Genomic DNA, 17,161 nt, shown 5'->3' with positions numbered 1-17,161 from the left:
ACTCAGAATTCCGCCAGCCCCGCCGCACGCGGGAAGGGGATGGCATCGCGGATGTTGGCCAGGCCGCACACATACACCAGCAGGCGCTCGAAGCCGAGGCCGAAGCCCGCGTGCGGCACGGTGCCGTAGCGGCGCAGGTCGCGGTACCAGCCATACGTGGTGGCATCGAGGTTGAACTTCTGCATGCGGCGGTCGAGGTAATCCAGCCGCTCCTCGCGCTGGGCGCCGCCGATGATCTCGCCGATGCCCGGCGCCAGCACGTCCATCGCCGCCACGGTTTTCTCGTCATCGTTCAAGCGCATGTAGAACGCCTTGATCGCCTCGGGGTAATTCATTACGACCACGGGGCGGCCGATATGTTTCTCGGCCAGGTAGCGCTCGTGCTCGGTCTGCAGGTCCACGCCCCATTCCACCGGGTATTCGAACTTCTGCCCGGATTTCTTCAGGATCTCGATGGCGTCGGTGTAGTCGATGCGCTCGAACGGCTGGGCGATGAATGCCTCGATGCGGCTGATCGCCTCCGGCAACACGCGCTCGGCGAAGAACGCCATGTCGTCGGCGCGCTCGTCCAGCACCGCCTTGAAGATCGCCTTCAGGAAACCCTCGGCGCAATCGGCATCGGCGTTGAGGTCGGCAAAGGCGATTTCCGGCTCCACCATCCAGAACTCGGCCAGGTGGCGCGGGGTGTTGGAGTTCTCGGCGCGGAAGGTGGGGCCGAAGGTGTAGACCTTGCTCATCGCCAGGCAATACGCCTCCACGTTGAGCTGGCCGGACACGGTGAGGAACGCCTCACGGCCGAAGAAATCCTTGCGGAAATCGATCTTGCCGTCCGGCGTGCGCGGCAGATTGGCCAGATCCAGCGTGGACAACCGGAACATGTCGCCGGCCCCCTCGGCGTCGGAGGTGGTGATGATCGGCGTATTGATCCAGAAGAAGCCCTGTTCGGTGAGATGGCGGTGGATCGCCGTCATCATCGTGTGGCGCACGCGGGTCACCGCGCCGAACAGGTTGGTGCGCGGACGCAGGTGGGCGACCTCGCGCAGGAATTCCATCGAGTGCTGCTTGGGCTGGATCGGGTAGGTTTCCGGATCGTCGACCAGGCCGGTGACGATCACTTCGCTGGCCTGGATCTCGAACTTCTGCCCCTTGCCCTGCGACGGCACCAGCGTGCCGCTGACGATCACGCCCGCGCCGGCGGTGAGGTGCTTGATCTCGCTGTCGTAATTGTCCAGCGTGGCCGGTACCACCGCCTGGATCGGGTCGAAGCAGGAGCCGTCGGTGACATTGACGAACGACAGCCCGGCCTTGGAATCGCGTCGCGTACGCACCCAGCCGCGCACGGTGACCGCGCTGCCCGCGTCGATCGCGCCGGACAGCGCCTGTTTCACGCTGCAAATGCTGGGGCTGACTGCGGCCATCGATTGAAACTCCTGGGCGGGCACCGCATCTGGGTGCAAGGGTGGAAAGCGGCGGCGCCGGCCGGCGCGCGCCAAACCACCATGATAATGTAGGCATTGCCCGGGCCGCGAATGTCCGGGCGCCAGTCCGAGGTCTTGTCGCACCATGAGCATCACCATCACCCCCGCCGCCAACGAACGCATGCGCCATTTCCTGGCCAGTACGCCCGCCGCTGCCGGCGTGCGCTTCGGGGTCAAGCGCACCGGCTGCTCCGGCTTCGCCTATGTGGTGGACCTGGCCGATACCGTCGGTGACGGCGACCAGAGGGTCGAGGTGGACGGCTTGCCGCTGATCATCAACGACAGCAGCGTGGCGCTGGTCGAGGGCGTGGTGATCGATTTCCAGCGCCAGGGCCTGAACGCCAGCTTCGTCTTCCACAACCCCAACGCCACCGGCGCCTGCGGTTGCGGCGAGAGCTTCACGGTCAGCTGAGCCGGCCGCGGGCGCAGCGCGCGCCTCGCTCCCCAACGACTTGCGCTTCAATGACTTGCGGGTTGCCGCTGCGCCGGCTTACAATCCCGCTTCTGTCCGCGCCCTTTCTGGCGGGCAGCACACTTGCCTCACCGCCACGGCGGGAGGCTGCGAGGCCATCCGGCCGCATCCACAAGGAGTCAACCCACAATGACCCTGCGTCATTACGAGATCGTGTTTCTGGTCCACCCTGACCAGAGCGAACAGGTTCCGGCGATGATCGAGCGCTACAAGTCGCTGATCGAAGCGGACGGCGGCAAGATCCATCGTCTCGAGGACTGGGGCCGTCGTCAGCTGGCCTATCCCATCGTGAACCTGGCCAAGGCGCACTACGTGCTGCTCAACATCGAAGTTGGCCAGAACGCGCTGAACGAACTGGAGTCGGGTTTCCGCTTCAACGATGCCGTGCTGCGCCACCTGGTGGTGCGTCGCGACGAAGCCGATACCGAGCCGTCCTTCATCCTGAAGTCGAAGGAAAAGGACGACGCCAAGACCACCCGTCGCCGTGACGACGAGGGTGACGGCGAAGGCCGCGGCCGTGACCGCGACGACAACCATCGCGACAGCGACGACTGATAGGAACCCAGACCATGTCCAAGTTTTTCCGCCGCCGCAAGTTCTGCCGCTTCACTGCCGAAGACGTGAAGGAGATCGACTACAAGGATCTCAACACCCTGCGCCAGTACGTCACCGAGAACGGCAAGATCGTCCCGAGCCGCATCACCGGCACCAAGGCGCGCTACCAGCGCCAGCTGGCCACCGCGATCAAGCGCGCCCGCTTCCTGTCGCTGCTGCCGTACACCGACAACCACGACGTCTGATGACGTCGGGGAATGGGGAGTAGGGAATAGGGAATCGGTTGCTCCGTAGCGCCGCTTCTACCATTCCCGATTCTCCATTCCCCATTCCCGCCCTTCGGACACCCGTCCTCTGGCTGCGCCGGGCCACACCGGTGCTAACGAACAGGAATTCCCATGGAACTCATTCTTCTGCAGAAAGTCCGCAATCTCGGCAACCTTGGCGACAAGGTCACCGTGAAGCCGGGCTATGGCCGCAACTTCCTCCTGCCGCAGGGCAAGGCCGTACGCGTCAACGCCGCCAACCTGGAAGCGTTCGAGCAGCGTCGTGCCGAGTACGAGGCCAAGGCCAACACCATGTTGAGCGAAGCCGAAGCGCGCAAGGCGAAGCTGGCCGAGGCCTCGGTCACGATCGCCGCCCACGCCAGCGCCGAAGGCAAGCTGTTCGGCTCGGTCGGCCCGCGCGATATCGCCGCGGCGCTGACCGCCGCCGGCAACGACGTCCACAAGGGTGAAGTGATTCTGGGCGAAGGCCCGCTTCGCAACACCGGCGAGTACGACGTGGTGATCAGCCTGCACGCCGACGTGCAGACCACCGTCAAGGTGATTGTCGTCAGCGACAAGTAAGCGTTGTTGCTGTGAAAAAAACGGGCGCCGCAAGGCGCCTGTTTTTTTTGGGGAATGGGGAATAGGGAACCGCAAAGCGCCGCGAAACCCCACCGTTCTCCCTGAGCGTAGCCGCGCAGCGGCGGAGTCGAAGGGTATGCCTCGGCGTTCGCCGCACGCTGCGTTCAACCTGCCCGCGGAAACCGGACCACCCATCCTCCCCGCTCTTATCCACAACAACCCACAGGTTTTCCACAGAGTTGTTGTCTCGACGGCTGAGACGCTGCCGCGCATGATGGTAGGTATGTCCATCCGCGAGGTGTCGGCGCGTTGCGCACCGGTCGTGGGGTATTTTCCGAGGTAAATCGATGTCCTTCGTTCCCGAGCGCAAATCGCCTTCCACCGCCGTCGAGGCGCTGCGCGTGCCGCCGCATTCCATCGACGCCGAACAGGCGGTGCTGGGCGGGCTGATGCTGGCGCCCGATGCGCTGGACAAGGTGGCCGACCGGCTGGCGGAAATGGATTTCTACCGCAAGGATCACCGCCTGATCTGGCGCGCCATCAACGAGCTGGCGAACAAGGGCATGCCCTGCGATGCGGTGACCCTGGGCGACTGGTTCGAGAGCAACGGGCTGGCCGAGATGGTCGGCGGCGCCAGTTACCTGATCGAACTGGCCAACAGCACGCCCAGCGCCGCCAACATCGCCGCCTACGCCGAGATCGTGCGCGAGAAGTCGGTGATGCGGCAGCTGATCGACGCGGGCACCTCGATCACCGAGGACGGCTACCGGCCCGAGGGCAAGAGCGTGCAGGAGGTACTGGAAAGCGCCGAACAGCGCGTGTTCCACATCGCCGAATCCGGTGCGCGCGGCAAGAAGGATTCCGTCTCCATGCGCGAGGCGGTGAAGGACGCCTTCCGCCTGCTCACCGAGCGCTACGAGAACCGCGGCCAGCTGACCGGCATCACCACCGGCTTCACCGACCTGGACAACCTCACGTCGGGCCTGCAGCCCTCGGACCTGATCATCGTGGCCGCGCGCCCGTCGATGGGCAAGACCGCGTTTGCGCTGAACATCGCCGAGACCGCCGCGCTGCGCAGCAAGAAGGCGGTGGTGGTGTTCTCGATGGAAATGTCCGCTTCGCAGCTGGCATTTCGCCTGATCTCCTCGATCGGCCGCATCCACCAGCAGCACCTGCGCAACGGCGATCTGGAAGAGGAGGACTGGCCGCGGGTTTCCAACGCCATCGCGATCCTGTCCGAAGCGAAGATCTTCATCGACGATACGCCCAGCCTGTCGCCGGTGGAACTGCGTTCGCGCGCGCGCCGCCTGCACCGCGAGCATGGCGGCCTGGGCTTGATCGTGATCGATTACCTGCAGTTGATGCAGGTGCCCGGCAACAAGGAAAACCGCGCCACCGAGATCTCCGAAATCTCGCGCTCGCTGAAGGGTCTGGCCAAGGAACTGAACGTGCCGGTGATCGCGCTGTCGCAGCTGAACCGCTCGCTGGAGCAGCGCGCTGACAAGCGCCCGATGATGTCCGACCTGCGCGAATCCGGCGCCATCGAGCAGGACGCGGACGTGATCATGTTCATCTACCGCGATGACTACTACAACAAGGAATCGCCGGACAAAGGCATGGCCGAGATCATCATCGGCAAACAGCGCAACGGCCCCACCGACACCTGCAAGCTGACCTTCCTGGGCCACTACACCAAGTTCGAGAATTACGCGGCGGATTCGTTCGTGGGGAGTTTTGATTAGGGCCGGGATGGGTGATTCGGGATTCGGGATGACCAGACATTCGTCTGTTGAAAGCCGGGATTCGGGATTTGGAAGGGCTGCTTCGCTCCCTCTTCCCCGGGCGCAGCGCGGGGAGAGGGTTGGGGTGAGGGGGTGCCACACCTTTCGAAGCGCCAGCGCCAACCACGCGCGGCGAAAACCTACAAGCATCCCCGTCATGGTGTCTCGCCGTCTGCGATGACTGCCGTCTAAGCTTCAACGCCTCACTACACCGCTGGATTCCGCATGGCCAAAGCCAAGACCGCCTACGTTTGCACCGATTGCGGTGCCGAGCACAGCAAGTGGCAGGGCCAGTGTGTGGAGTGCGGTGTGTGGAACACGCTCAGTGCGGTGGTGCTGGCACCCTCATCGCCCGCGGCGGCCGTGTCGGCGGGCGCGCAGCGCTCCAATTACGCCGGTCATGCGGCTGGCTCCGCCAAGATCACACCGCTGACCGAGGTGGCGCTGACCACCGAGGCGCGCACGCTGACGGGCATCGGCGAGCTGGACCGGGTGTTGGGTGGTGGCCTGGTGCAGGGCTCGGTGGTGTTGATCGGCGGCGATCCGGGCATCGGCAAGTCGACCTTGCTGCTGCAGATGCTGGGCACGCTGGGCGCGCACCTGCCCAGCGTGTATGTCACCGGTGAGGAATCGCTGTCACAGGTGGCTTCCCGCGCGCAGCGGCTGGACCTGCCGCTGGCGCCGTTGCAGGCGCTGGCCGAGACCTGCATCGAGCGGATACTGGAACAGGCGTTGACGACGCGGCCGCGGGTATTGGTGATCGATTCGATCCAGACCATCTGGACCGAGCTGCTGACCGCCGCGCCTGGTTCGGTGTCGCAGGTGCGCGAGTCGGCGGCCAAGCTCACCCGCTTCGCCAAGGAGACCGGCACCAGCGTGTTCCTGGTCGGCCACGTCACCAAGGAGGGCGGTATCGCCGGCCCGCGCGTGCTGGAGCACATGGTCGACGCGGTGCTGTATTTCGAGGGCGAATCGGGTTCGCGCTTCCGCGTGCTGCGTGCGTTCAAGAACCGCTTCGGCGCGGTCAACGAGCTGGGCGTGTTCGCGATGAGCGACAAGGGCCTGCGCGAGGTGCCCAATCCGTCGGCGATCTTCCTCTCATCGCATGCGGGCCCGACCCCGGGCAGCGCAGTGATGGTGACGCGCGAGGGCACCCGGCCGCTGCTGGTGGAAGTGCAGGCGCTGGTCGACCAATCGTCGCTGGGCAATCCGCGCCGCGTCACGCTGGGGCTGGAACAGAACCGTCTTGCCATGCTGTTGGCGGTGCTGCATCGGCATGGCGGCGTGGCCGCGTACGACCAGGACGTGTTCGTCAACGTGGTCGGCGGTATCCGCGTGCAGGAAACCGCGGCCGACCTGCCGGTGCTGTTGGCGGTGCTGTCATCGCTGCGCGACCGGCCGCTGCCCGAGCACATGATCACCTTTGGTGAAGTCGGTTTGTCGGGTGAGATCCGTCCGGTGCCCAATGGCGAGGAGCGCCTGAAGGAGGCCGCGCATCACGGCTTCCGCCAGGCAATCGTGCCCAAGGCCAATGCGCCGAAGAAGGGCAAGGTGGGCGACATGCAGGTGATCGGCGTCGAACGCCTCAGCGAAGCGATCGACGCCTGCCGCTGAAGCTTGTGTAGGAGCGACTTCAGTCGCGATGCTCTCCACCAATCCAGAGCAGAGCAGAAGCATCGCGGCTGAAGCCGCTCCCACAGACATCGCGCTGGCGCACGATGCTTTGTCGAATCCCTAATCCCTAATCCCCAATCCCGGCTTCTTCAATACACACCCTGATCGATCATCGCGTCGGCCACCTTGCGGAAGCCGGCGATGTTGGCGCCCAGCACCAGGTTGTGCGGCTGGCCGAATTCCTCGGCGGCGGCGGTGCAGCTCTGGTAGATGCCTGACATGATCTCATGCAGCTTGCCGTCGACCCGTTCCATGGTCCATTGCTGCATGCCGCTGTTCTGCGCCATTTCCAGCTGGCTGGTGGCGACACCGCCCGCATTGGCCGCCTTGCCCGGGCCGTAGGCGATCTTGCTTGCCAGCAGCACGTCGATGGCGTCGGCGGTGGAGCCCATGTTGGCGCCTTCGGCGATGCAGGTGACGCCGTTGGCCAGCAGCGCCCTGGCATCGGCGGCGGTGACCTCGTTCTGCGTGGCCGAGGGGAACGCGGCATCGGCCTTGATGCGCCATACGGCATGGCCGTCGTCGGGGTAATCGCCGCGCGGGATATAGGTGGCGTCGGGGTGGTGCGCCGTGTACTCGCTCAACGAGGCGCGCTTGACCTCCTTCAGCAGCTTCAGCGTTTCCAGGTTGATGCCGGCCGGGTGGTGGATCGTGCCCAGCGAATCGGAGCAGGTGATCGGCCGTGCGCCCAACTGGTACAGTTTCTCGATGGTGTAGATCGCCACGTTGCCGGCGCCGGACACCAGGCACACCTTGCCCTCGAAATCCTCACCGCGGGCCTGCAGCATGTGCTGCGCGAAATAGACCGTGCCGTAGCCGGTGGCTTCCTTGCGCCCCAGCGAACCGCCCCAGTTCAGTCCCTTGCCGGTCAGCACGCCCTCGTAGTGGCCGGTGAGGCGCTTGTACTGGCCATAGAGATAGCCGATTTCGCGCGTGCCCACGCCGATGTCGCCGGCGGGTACGTCGGTGGTCGGGCCGATGTGGCGGTACAGCTCGTTCATGAAGGACTGGCAGAAGCGCATCACCTCGGCGTCGGATTTGCCCTTGGGGTCGAAATCCGAACCGCCCTTGGCGCCGCCGATGGACAAGCCGGTGAGGGCATTCTTGAAGATCTGCTCGAAACCCAGGAACTTGATGATGCTGGCGTTGACCGACGGGTGGAAACGCAGGCCGCCCTTGTACGGGCCCAGTGCCGAGCTGAATTGCACGCGATAGCCCTTGTTGACCTGCACCTTGCCGGCGTCGTCGGTCCAGCAAACCCGGAAGAAGATCTGCCGCTCCGGCTCCACGATGCGTTCGATGATGTTGTGCTGGCGGTAGCGCGGCTCGGCGTCCAGCAGCGGCTGCAGACATTCCAGAATTTCGCCGGCAGCCTGGTAAAACTCGGTTTGCGCCGGACTGCTCTTGCGCAGGCGCGTCAGCGTCTCGTGGATGAAGGACATCAAGGATTCCCCGGGAAGAAGTGTCGGAAGGCAGGCATCGCCGAGCCGCAATGTATTAATGCGTTAGTGCGATAGCCTGCAATATAGTGCGATGCACAAACCGCGCGCAACCGGTGCGTGCAGCGGGATGACCGACCGGGCCGCGTCCGCGCCCCGCCCGGCAGGCTCCTAAGAGGTGAACACCACCGTCTTGCTGCCGTTGAGCAGGATGCGGTCGTCGAGGTAGTGACGCAGGGTGCGCGCCAGCACGCGGCGCTCGATATCGCGGCCGATGCGGATCATGTCCTCGGCGGTATCGCGATGGGTGACGCGCTCGATGTCCTGCTCGATGATCGGGCCTTCGTCCAGCTCAGCGGTGACGAAATGCGTGGTGGCGCCGATCAGCTTGACCCCGCGCCGGTGCGCCTGGTGGTACGGCCGGGCGCCCTTGAAACCGGGCAGGAAGGAGTGGTGGATATTGATGCAGCGGCCGGCCAGCTTCGTGGTCAGCTCATCCGACAGCACCTGCATGTAGCGGGCAAGCACCACCAGATCGCACTGGCTCTGCTCGATCACCTGCCACAGCAGCGTCTCCTGCGCGGCCTTGTGGTTGCGGTCGGCGGGCAGGTAGTGGAATGGGATGGCGTCGAGGTCGAGGTGGCGATACGTCTCGCGCGGATGGTTGGCGACGATGCCGGCGATATCCATCGACAGCTCGCCGGTGCGCCAGCGGTACAACACGTCGGCCAGGCAGTGGTCGAACTTCGAGACCAGCAACAGCACGCGTCGCCGCTCGCCGCGGTCGCGCAGCTGCCACTGCATGTCGAAGCGCTCGGCGATCGGGGTGAAGGCGGCCTGCAGCCCGGCCAGCGTGGCATCGGCGGCCAGCGCCTCGAACACGATGCGCATGAAAAAGCGACCCGTGTCGGTGTCGTCGAATTGCTGCGCTTCCAGGATGTTGTTGCCCTGCGCCGCGAGATGGCCGGATACCGCCGCCACGATGCCCGGGCGATCCGGGCACGACAACGTCACCACGAATTGCGCTGCCGCCATGTCAGATATTCCGGTGCAGGACCAGCTCCAGCACCGCCTTGCTGCCGAAAAACGCCAGCACCAGCACGGTCATGCCGATCAGGGTGAGATTGACCGCGCGGGTACCGCGCCAGCCCTGACGCCAGCGGCCCAGCAGCAGGGTGCCGAACACCAGCCAGGCGAACACCGACAGCACTGTCGTATGGACGAGATGCTGGGCGCGGATGTTTTCGATGAACAGCGCGCCGCTGAGCAGGGCCACGGTCAACAGCGCGAAACCGCCCGCGATCAAGCGGAACATCAAAGCCTCGGTTTGCGTCAGCGGCGGCAGTGCACGCAGCCAGTTGCCGAAATGCCGGGCGCGCAGCGCGCGTTCCTGCACCGCCAGCAGGATCGCCAGCACGGCCGCGATCGACAATACGCTGAAGGCCAGCAAGGCCAGCGTCACATGCAGCTTGATCGGCCAGTCCATCTGCAGCGGCGCCGTGGGCGCCGCCACGAAACCATCCAGGAACAGGAACAACGCCGCCAGCGGAAACACCACCACGCCCAGCGCCGCCACCGGGCGAGACAGGTTGACCAGCAGCGTCAGCGCGGCCACGACACAGGCCACCAGCGACAGCGCCGCAAAAAAATGCAGGTCCAGCGCGCCGCGGTGTATGCCCAGCAAGATGCCTGCGTGCAGCAGCACGGCCGCCCCCGCCAGGCACAAGGCCAGCCGGTTGAGCGGCTGTCCGCCGCTCAGCAACGGGCGCGCCAACCCGCCCGCTGCAGCGAGGTAGAGCACGACGGCAAGCAGCGCGAGCACATGGACGGACATAGCCGTGAAGTGTCGCACACGGCATGGGCGAGTGCAGCAGGGGCTCCGCGCATGCTTCCGGGCACGCGCATCGACAAAGTCGGGCCGGGAGCGGCGGACGTGTCTGGTATATTTGCGGGCTAGCCCCAGCTCGTGCCCTCATCATGTTCGAATCGCTCAGCCAACGCCTTTCCACCACCGTCAACCGTCTGCGCGGCCGTGGCCGGCTGACCGAGGAAAACATCCGCGAATCGCTGCGCGAGGTACGCATCGCCCTGCTGGAAGCAGACGTGGCGTTGCCCGTGGTGCAGGCCCTGATCCAGCGGATCAAGGTGCGCGCGGTGGGCCAGGACGTGATGAAGAGCCTGTCGCCCGGCCAGGCGCTGATCAAGGTGGTCAGCGACGAGCTGACCACGGTGATGGGCAGCGCCAACACGGAGCTGAACCTTGCCCAGCAGCCACCCGCCGTGGTGTTGCTGGCCGGCCTGCAGGGCGCGGGCAAGACCACCACGGTGGCCAAGCTGGCGCGGCTGCTGACCGAGCGCAAGAAGAAAAAGGTGATGGTGGTCAGCTGCGACGTCTACCGTCCCGCCGCCATCGAGCAGTTGCGCACCCTGGCCGGTCAGGTCGGGGTGAGCTTCTTCCCCTCCGACGCAGGCCAGGACCCGGTCGCCATCGCCAAGGCGGCGGTCGCTGCGGCTCGGCGCGAGGTGGTGGACGTGCTGATCGTCGACACCGCCGGCCGCCTGCACGTGGACGAGGCGATGATGGCCGAGATCAAGGCGCTGCACGCCGCGATCACCCCGGTCGAAACCCTGTTCGTGGTCGATTCCATGACCGGCCAGGACGCGGCCAACACCGCCAAGGCGTTCAGCGATGCCTTGCCGCTGACCGGCGTGATCCTCACCAAGACCGACGGCGATGCCCGCGGCGGTGCGGCCTTGTCGGTGCGTTATGTCACCGGCCGGCCGATCAAGTTCCTTGGCGCGGGCGAGAAGACCGACGCGCTGGAACCGTTCCACCCCGACCGCCTGGCCCAGCGCATCCTGGGCATGGGCGATGTGTTGTCGCTGGTGGAGGAGGTCGAGCGCAAGGTCGATCAGGACAAGGCGCAGAAGCTGGCCCAGAAGGTGATGAAGGGCAAGCGCTTCGACCTCAACGACATGAAGGATCAGCTGGAGCAGATGGGCAACATGGGCGGCCTGGCCGGCCTGATGGACAAGCTGCCGGGCATGGGCAACCTGCCGGACAGCGTGAAATCCAAGGTCAACGACGGCGAGATGAACCGCATGATCGCCATCATCTGCTCGATGACCAAGAAGGAGCGTCGCCATCCCGATCTGCTGAATGGCTCGCGCCGCGCCCGTGTGGCGCGCGGCTCCGGCACCCAGCCGGCTGACGTCAACCGCCTGCTGAAGCAGTACATGCAGATGGAAAAGATGATGTCCAAGCTGTCCAGGGGCGGCAGCAAGGGCCTGATGCGGCAGATGCGCGGCGCGATGAAGGGCATGGGCGGGATGGGCGGTTTGCCGCCGATGCGCTGATGACGCAGGGAAGGGGCTTTTCCCGTTCCCTATTCCCTTTTCCCCATTCCCCCTCTAAAATGCCCCGTTTACCGCGCACGGTTCCCGTGCCGCTGCCGCATGGTGCGGCAACTCTGGAGTTTTACTATGGTCAAGATTCGTCTTTCGCGCGGTGGCGCCAAGGGCCGTCCGTTCTACCACGTTGTGGTGACCGATCAGCGCAACAAGCGCGACGGTCGCAACATCGAGAGCGTGGGTTTCTACAACCCGGTTGCGTCGGGCAAGGACAAGCGCCTTGAGCTGAACGTCGATCGCGTCAACGAATGGGTGGGCAAGGGCGCCCAGCTGTCCGACAAGGTCGCCGCGCTGGTCAAGGAAGCGGGCAAGCTGCAGCAGGCTGCCTGAGCGTGACGGCAGCCGGTCGGCGCGTCCTGATCGGGCGCATCGTCGGGCTGTATGGCGTGCAGGGCTGGCTCAAGATCGAATCCTGGGCTGAGCCGCGCATGCGGATCTTCGATTACCAGCCGTGGCTGCTCAGTGCAGCGCCCGGCGTGGAAACGCAGGTCAGCGGTGTCAAGGGTCGCGAACAAGGCAAGGGCATGGTGGCCCAACTGCCGGGTGTCGATGACCGTGAGCAGGCAGCGGCGTTGATCGGCAGCGACATCTACGTCAACCGCGATCAGTTGCCGCCGCCAGCCGAAGGTGAGTATTACTGGGTCGACCTCGAAGGACTCGAGGTGGTCACCACGGAAGATGTGTCGCTGGGGCGGGTCAGTCACCTGTTCGCCACCGGTGCCAACGACGTGGTGGTGGTGAGGGACGGCACGCGCGAGCGGCTGATTCCCTTCGTCCAGGGTTCGTATGTGCGATCGGTGGACTTGTCCGCAGGGCGCATGGTGGTGGACTGGGATCCCGAGTTCTGACATCGCCGGATCGAAAGGTCGCCGGATTGAAAGCCGGGGACCAGGCGGCAGAGGGCAAGGATTCATGCGTATCGATGTCGTCAGCCTGTTTCCCGACTTCGTGCGCCAGTGTGCCGCGGTCGGTGTGGTGGGACGCGCGCAGCAGCGGCAGTTGTTGCAGGTGGAAGCCTGGAACCCGCGCGACTACACCAGCGACCGCCACCGTACCGTGGATGCCAGCTCGTACGGCGGCGGCCCCGGCATGGTGATGATGATCGAGCCGTTGCGCGCCACCCTGGCGGCTGTGCGCGGCGCCGCGCCGGAACCGGCGCATGTGATTTACCTCAGCCCGCAGGGACCGCGGCTGACGCAGGGCAGGGTGGAGGCGCTGGCGAAAATGCCGCGAATCGCCCTGCTTTGTGGACGTTATGAAGGTGTGGACGAGCGGTTGCTGGCGCACGAGGTCGACGAAGAGCTTTCCATCGGCGACTATGTACTGTCCGGCGGCGAGCTGGCGGCGGCGGTAATCATCGACGCGGTGGGTCGCTTGCAGGAAGGCGCATTGAACGACGCGCTGTCAGCCGAGCAGGATTCATTCGCCAATGGCCTGCTCGACTGCCCGCACTATGCAAAACCGGTGCAGGACGCACTGGGTACCGTACCGGAGGTGCTGCTTTCCGGTGACCATGCGGCAATTGCCCGCTGGCGCCTGAAGCAGTCGCTGGGACGAACCTGGTTGCGCCGCCCCGACTTGTTGTCACGCTGCGTACTGGACAAGACCTCCCGTGCGTTGCTGGATGAATTCCGCCGCGAACACGCCAGCCAGGCGCTGTCGCGACAAAACGAAGCGGTCGATGATTGACCGCAGTTATTGAAAATACACAGGTGTTGCCATGAACAAGATCATTGAACAGTTCGAAGCCGAGCAGATTACCCGTCCCTTGCCGGAATTCGGCGCTGGCGACACCGTGGTGGTCAACGTCAAGGTGAAGGAAGGCAACCGCGAGCGCGTCCAGGCGTTCGAGGGCATCGTCATCGCCAAGCGCAGCCGCGGCCTGCATTCGGCCTTCACCGTGCGCAAGATCTCGCACGGCACCGGCGTGGAGCGCGTGTTCCAGGCGCACAGCCCGTCGATCGAGTCGGTCACGGTGAAGCGCAAGGGCAAGGTCCGCGGCGCCAAGCTGTATTACCTGCGTGGTCTGGAAGGCAAGGCCGCCCGCATCAAGGAAGACGTGGCCGCCGCCGCCGCGATCAAGGCCGCCCACAAGGCTGCCGTTGCCGCCGCTGCTGCTGCCGCCGAGTAATCGGCACGCACAGCTTCGGCTGGCGATAAAAAAACCCGCGCTCATGCGCGGGTTTTTTGTGCGCGGAACAATGTCCTCCGCCATTCGCTCCCCGTTTGGATATCCGTTCCAGCGGATGCCGCGTGGGCGATTCTGCCTTACAGCCGCTGCGGCGGCTGCAGGAAGTTGCCCTGCACGAAGTCCACGCCGCAGGCGAACAGCAGCGAGGTGCTGGTGGCGTCCTCGACCCATTCGGCAATCGTCTGGCGGTTCAGCTCGCGTGCCTGCTGGCAGATCTCGGTGACCTTCTTCTGGTTTTCCGGGTGCCGTGGCAGTTCCGCCATGTAGCTGCGGTCGATCTTCACGTAGTCGGCGTCGACGTGGTTCAGCAGCTGGAACGAGTTCAGGCCCGAGCCGAACTGCTCCAGCGCGAACTTGCCGCCCAGCTTCTTCCAGCCGTTGACGAATTCCTGGGTGGGCCGCAGCAAAGTCATGACCTTGCTCTCGGTCATTTCCAGCACGATGCGACCGTGCTTCAGGTTGGCGGCGGCCAGTTGTTCGCCCAGCCACGGGAGCAGGTGCTCATCCTGCAGCGAGGCGGCAGTGAGCTTGACGAAGAACGTGGTCGGCTGGCCGTGTTTGTCGCGCTCGCGCAAGGTCTTGATCGTCTGTTTCAGCACCCAGCGGTCGATGTCGCCGTTCAAGCCATGTTTTTCGGCGATCGGCATGAAGAATCCGGGCAGCACCTCGCCCTGCGGACCGTTCATGCGCAGCAGGATTTCCGAGAAGTCGCCCTCGGCGTCCTGCAGGCTGATCGCCTGCTGGTGATAGAGCATCAGGCCATCGTTGGCCAGCGCATCCTTCAACAGCCCCAGCCAGTACTGCTCGCGCTCCTCGTCGGCCTTCTCGCGGGCGGCCGGGTCATGCAGCTCCACCTTGCCGCCGCCCTGGCTCTGCGCATTGCGCAATGCCTGGCTGGCCTGGTTGAGCAGCAGGTCGGTGTTGGCGTTTTTCTCGCCCAGCAGGCTGCCGCCGATGCTGGTGTTGACGGTGATGGAGCGGCTGCCGGCGTCGAAGATTTCATTGCTGACGCTGTGTTGCAGCTTGCTGATCCACTCGCGGATGGCCTCGTCCTGGCGCGAATCGAGCACCACGCCGAACGTGTGCTCGGCCAGCATGCCGGCCACGTCGGTGGAGCCGAGCAGGATGCGGATGCGGTCGGCAAAGCCGGCAATCAGCTCGTCCGCCTTGCCCAGGCCGATGCTGGCCACGATCGACGACCAATTGTCCGGTTCGATCAGCAGCAATGCCTGGCCCTTCTTGCCATTGGCGGCGGCGGCGACGGCGGTGTCGATCCGCTCCAGCGTGTGGGCCCGGTTGAACAGGCCGGTGACCGGGTCCCGCTGCAGTTGCGCCAGCGCTGCCGGGTCGACCAGCTGGCGCCGGAACACGATCTGCAGGCAGGGCTCGCCCTCGAACGTGGCGGGGGCGAATTCCACCGTGGCATCGAAGTGGCTGGCGTCGGCGCGGCGTGCGCGCAGGGACAACTGGTTGGGCAGTTTCTCCTGCCCTTGCGGCCCGCGCAGGATCGCCTTGAACTCGTCGGCGTGGGTCGAGTCGATCATGTCCAGCACGGGCATGCCGAGCAGGTCGTCGAACTCGTCGTAGCCGAAGGTCTCCAGGTAGGCGCGGTTGGCGCGTACGTGCATGCCCTCGTGCACGTAGGCGATGGCGTCGGTGGAGGAGTCGAGCAGTGCGTCGCAGCGGCGTTCGGATTCGCGCAGCGAGGCTTCCAGCCGGCGCAGTTGCCGGCGCGCCTGCAGCGAATCGAACTCGCGCTGCAGCACCGCGGTGAGCTGCTTCGGATGGGTACGCGAGGCCACGCCGCGGGCGCCTCCCACAAACAGGTCCGCCACCAGCTGGTTGTCCATCGAGTTGACCAGGCCCAGCAGCGCGTAGTCGCGGCCGTAGGCGTCCATCAGTTTCACTACCTCGCGCAGCGACAGCGTGGTGATGGCCGGGTCGAACATCACGATATCGGGCCCCAGTTCATCCAGTGCGGCCTGCAACTGTTCGGCATTGGTGGCGCGGGCGGGGCGTACGGCGATACCCGAATTGCGCAGCAGGCTGATGATCTGCTCTGCCTCCTCCAGCGAGTTTTCGATGAAGAGGATCTTGATGACGAGGTCTTTTTTCATGGATGGCCGGGAAGAAGGTGGTCGTCACGAATCGTGTTGCAGGCATCAGGAATGCCCCGTGGCCCTATGTTTGTAACGGATAAAGCCCGCGGCTGCCAGAAAAAAACGCAGCCGGCGCTCAGAGCGGGCGCTTGGACGTATCGCCGCCTATTTCGCGCACCAGTCGCGGCACCAGGTAGCCCGGCAACCGCGCCCGCAACGCTTCCAGCAGTGCTATCGCCTCGACGTCGCCGACCTCGAAATGCGCGGTGCCGTGTACCCGATCGAGCTGATGCAGGTAGTACGGCAGCACCCCGGCGGCAAGCATCCGCTCGGACAGGGCGGCCAGCGTGTCGGCGTGATCGTTGATCCCTCGCAGCAGTACCGATTGATTGAGCAAGGTGGCGCCGGCGTCGCGCAGCCGCGCGCAGGCCGCGTCGACACCCGCGTCGAATTCATTGGCGTGGTTGGCGTGCAACACCACCACCTTCTGCAACGGCAGCGAAGCCAGCCACTTGAGGAAGGCGTCGTCGATCCGCTCCGGCAGCACCACCGGCAGGCGCGTGTGGATGCGCAGCCGCTTCACGTGCGGGATATCGGCCAGGCCGTGGGTCAGGTCCTCCAGCTTGCTGGTGGCCAGCGACAGCGGATCGCCGCCGGAGAGGATCAGTTCGCTGATCGACGGGTCGGCCTTCAGTTGCGCCAGCGCATCGCGCCATTGCGAGGCGGCGGCAATCTCCTCGCCATAGGGGAAATGGCGGCGGAAGCAGTAGCGGCAGTTCACCGCGCAACTGCCACTGGCGATCAGCAGGGCCCGGCCCTGGTACTTGTGCAGGAAACCCTGGCCGCTGCGCGACGCCATGTCGCCCACCGCATCCATCGTGAAGCCGGCCACCCGATCGTGTTCGGCGCGTTGCGGCAGCACCTGCAGCAGCAGCGGGTCGGCGGGATCGCCGTGGCGCATTCGCGCCACGAAACCACGCGGCACGCGCAGGGCGAAGCCGGCGTCGTCGGGTGGGATCAGGTCGGTACGATCGCCCAGGCCCACCGCCTGCAACAGCTCCAGCGGGTCGGTGATCGCGTCCCGCCACAGCGCGCGCCAGTCGGGCGCAGCGGACGATAGGCGGGAATGGGGGCTTGCGGTTATCATATCGGGCCTTGAATCGGGCGGTGACGCCCGTGACATCCATCCATTTTAGCCGCCCCTCGGGCGAAA

At 65.3% G+C, this 17,161-nt stretch carries 17 protein-coding genes; 11 read left to right on the top strand and 6 right to left on the bottom strand.

Annotated features, from left to right (window positions below):
- Positions 1-2 precede the first annotated feature (2 nt).
- A complete protein-coding gene (gene asnS, locus ASD68_RS15180; protein ID WP_056608728.1) occupies positions 3-1,418 on the bottom strand; it encodes an asparagine--tRNA ligase in 1,416 nt (471 codons plus the stop codon).
- Between the two features lie 145 nt (positions 1,419-1,563).
- Between asnS and ASD68_RS15175 the strand changes: the two genes are divergently transcribed.
- From ASD68_RS15175 to radA, 6 genes are all read left to right on the top strand, one after another.
- Positions 1,564-1,890 (top strand): iron-sulfur cluster assembly accessory protein, encoded by a 327-nt coding sequence (locus tag ASD68_RS15175; protein WP_056085351.1) that lies wholly within the window; start codon positions 1,564-1,566, stop codon positions 1,888-1,890.
- 189 nt (positions 1,891-2,079) lie between these two features.
- A complete protein-coding gene (gene rpsF, locus ASD68_RS15170) occupies positions 2,080-2,505 on the top strand; it encodes a 30S ribosomal protein S6 (protein WP_056608263.1) in 426 nt (141 codons plus the stop codon).
- Positions 2,506-2,519: 14 nt separating this feature from the next.
- Positions 2,520-2,750, top strand: a complete 231-nt coding sequence (gene rpsR, locus ASD68_RS15165) for a 30S ribosomal protein S18 (RefSeq protein ID WP_007081973.1) — start codon at positions 2,520-2,522, stop codon at positions 2,748-2,750.
- A 153-nt stretch (positions 2,751-2,903) separates the two neighbouring features.
- Positions 2,904-3,353, top strand: coding sequence for a 50S ribosomal protein L9 (rplI, locus tag ASD68_RS15160; RefSeq protein ID WP_056608252.1), 450 nt, complete (start codon positions 2,904-2,906; stop codon positions 3,351-3,353).
- Between the two features lie 347 nt (positions 3,354-3,700).
- On the top strand, positions 3,701-5,095 hold the full coding sequence (locus tag ASD68_RS15155; RefSeq protein ID WP_056085348.1) for a replicative DNA helicase: 1,395 nt from the start codon (positions 3,701-3,703) through the stop codon (positions 5,093-5,095).
- A 264-nt stretch (positions 5,096-5,359) separates the two neighbouring features.
- Positions 5,360-6,748, top strand: a complete 1,389-nt coding sequence (radA, locus tag ASD68_RS15150) for a DNA repair protein RadA (protein ID WP_056085346.1) — start codon at positions 5,360-5,362, stop codon at positions 6,746-6,748.
- A gap of 149 nt (positions 6,749-6,897) precedes the next feature.
- Here the strand turns inward: radA and gdhA are convergent, their stop codons facing one another.
- The 3 genes from gdhA to ccsA form a co-directional block, all read right to left on the bottom strand.
- Entirely contained in the window at positions 6,898-8,250 is a 1,353-nt protein-coding gene (gene gdhA, locus ASD68_RS15145) for an NADP-specific glutamate dehydrogenase (protein ID WP_056085343.1), read from the bottom strand.
- A gap of 168 nt (positions 8,251-8,418) precedes the next feature.
- Positions 8,419-9,282 carry a formyltetrahydrofolate deformylase gene (gene purU, locus ASD68_RS15140; RefSeq protein ID WP_056608249.1) on the bottom strand — a complete coding sequence of 288 codons (864 nt, stop codon included), beginning with the start codon at positions 9,280-9,282 and terminating at the stop codon, positions 8,419-8,421.
- Position 9,283: 1 nt separating this feature from the next.
- Positions 9,284-10,081: a cytochrome c biogenesis protein CcsA gene (gene ccsA / locus ASD68_RS15135; protein WP_056608247.1), complete on the bottom strand. Its 798-nt coding sequence runs from the start codon at positions 10,079-10,081 to the stop codon at positions 9,284-9,286.
- A 143-nt stretch (positions 10,082-10,224) separates the two neighbouring features.
- Here ccsA and ffh point away from each other — a divergent pair, with 143 nt between their 5' ends.
- The 5 genes from ffh (at position 10,225) to rplS (ending at position 13,789) form a co-directional block, all read left to right on the top strand.
- Positions 10,225-11,604: a signal recognition particle protein gene (ffh, locus tag ASD68_RS15130; protein ID WP_056608244.1), complete on the top strand. Its 1,380-nt coding sequence runs from the start codon at positions 10,225-10,227 to the stop codon at positions 11,602-11,604.
- A gap of 126 nt (positions 11,605-11,730) precedes the next feature.
- Positions 11,731-11,988 carry a 30S ribosomal protein S16 gene (gene rpsP / locus ASD68_RS15125; RefSeq protein WP_007080137.1) on the top strand — a complete coding sequence of 86 codons (258 nt, stop codon included), beginning with the start codon at positions 11,731-11,733 and terminating at the stop codon, positions 11,986-11,988.
- A 2-nt stretch (positions 11,989-11,990) separates the two neighbouring features.
- Positions 11,991-12,506, top strand: coding sequence for a ribosome maturation factor RimM (gene rimM / locus ASD68_RS15120; protein WP_056608241.1), 516 nt, complete (start codon positions 11,991-11,993; stop codon positions 12,504-12,506).
- 64 nt (positions 12,507-12,570) lie between these two features.
- Positions 12,571-13,347: a tRNA (guanosine(37)-N1)-methyltransferase TrmD gene (trmD, locus tag ASD68_RS15115; protein WP_056085332.1), complete on the top strand. Its 777-nt coding sequence runs from the start codon at positions 12,571-12,573 to the stop codon at positions 13,345-13,347.
- Between the two features lie 31 nt (positions 13,348-13,378).
- Complete coding sequence (gene rplS / locus ASD68_RS15110; protein ID WP_056608238.1) at positions 13,379-13,789, top strand: 50S ribosomal protein L19; 411 nt, start codon at positions 13,379-13,381, stop codon at positions 13,787-13,789.
- A 137-nt stretch (positions 13,790-13,926) separates the two neighbouring features.
- On the opposite strand, the gene ASD68_RS15105 is transcribed toward rplS, so the two are convergent.
- Positions 13,927-15,966, bottom strand: a complete 2,040-nt coding sequence (locus ASD68_RS15105; protein WP_056608235.1) for an EAL domain-containing protein — start codon at positions 15,964-15,966, stop codon at positions 13,927-13,929.
- 118 nt (positions 15,967-16,084) lie between these two features.
- Entirely contained in the window at positions 16,085-17,095 is a 1,011-nt protein-coding gene (epmB, locus tag ASD68_RS15100; RefSeq protein WP_056608232.1) for an EF-P beta-lysylation protein EpmB, read from the bottom strand.
- Positions 17,096-17,161: the final 66 nt, after the last annotated feature.

Source organism: Rhodanobacter sp. Root627 (assembly GCF_001427835.1).
In the GTDB taxonomy this organism is placed as follows: Bacteria; Pseudomonadota; Gammaproteobacteria; order Xanthomonadales; family Rhodanobacteraceae; genus Rhodanobacter; species Rhodanobacter ginsenosidimutans.
The sequence above is the reverse complement of the archived record's forward strand: the minus strand, read 5'-3'. Positions and strand labels throughout refer to the sequence as shown.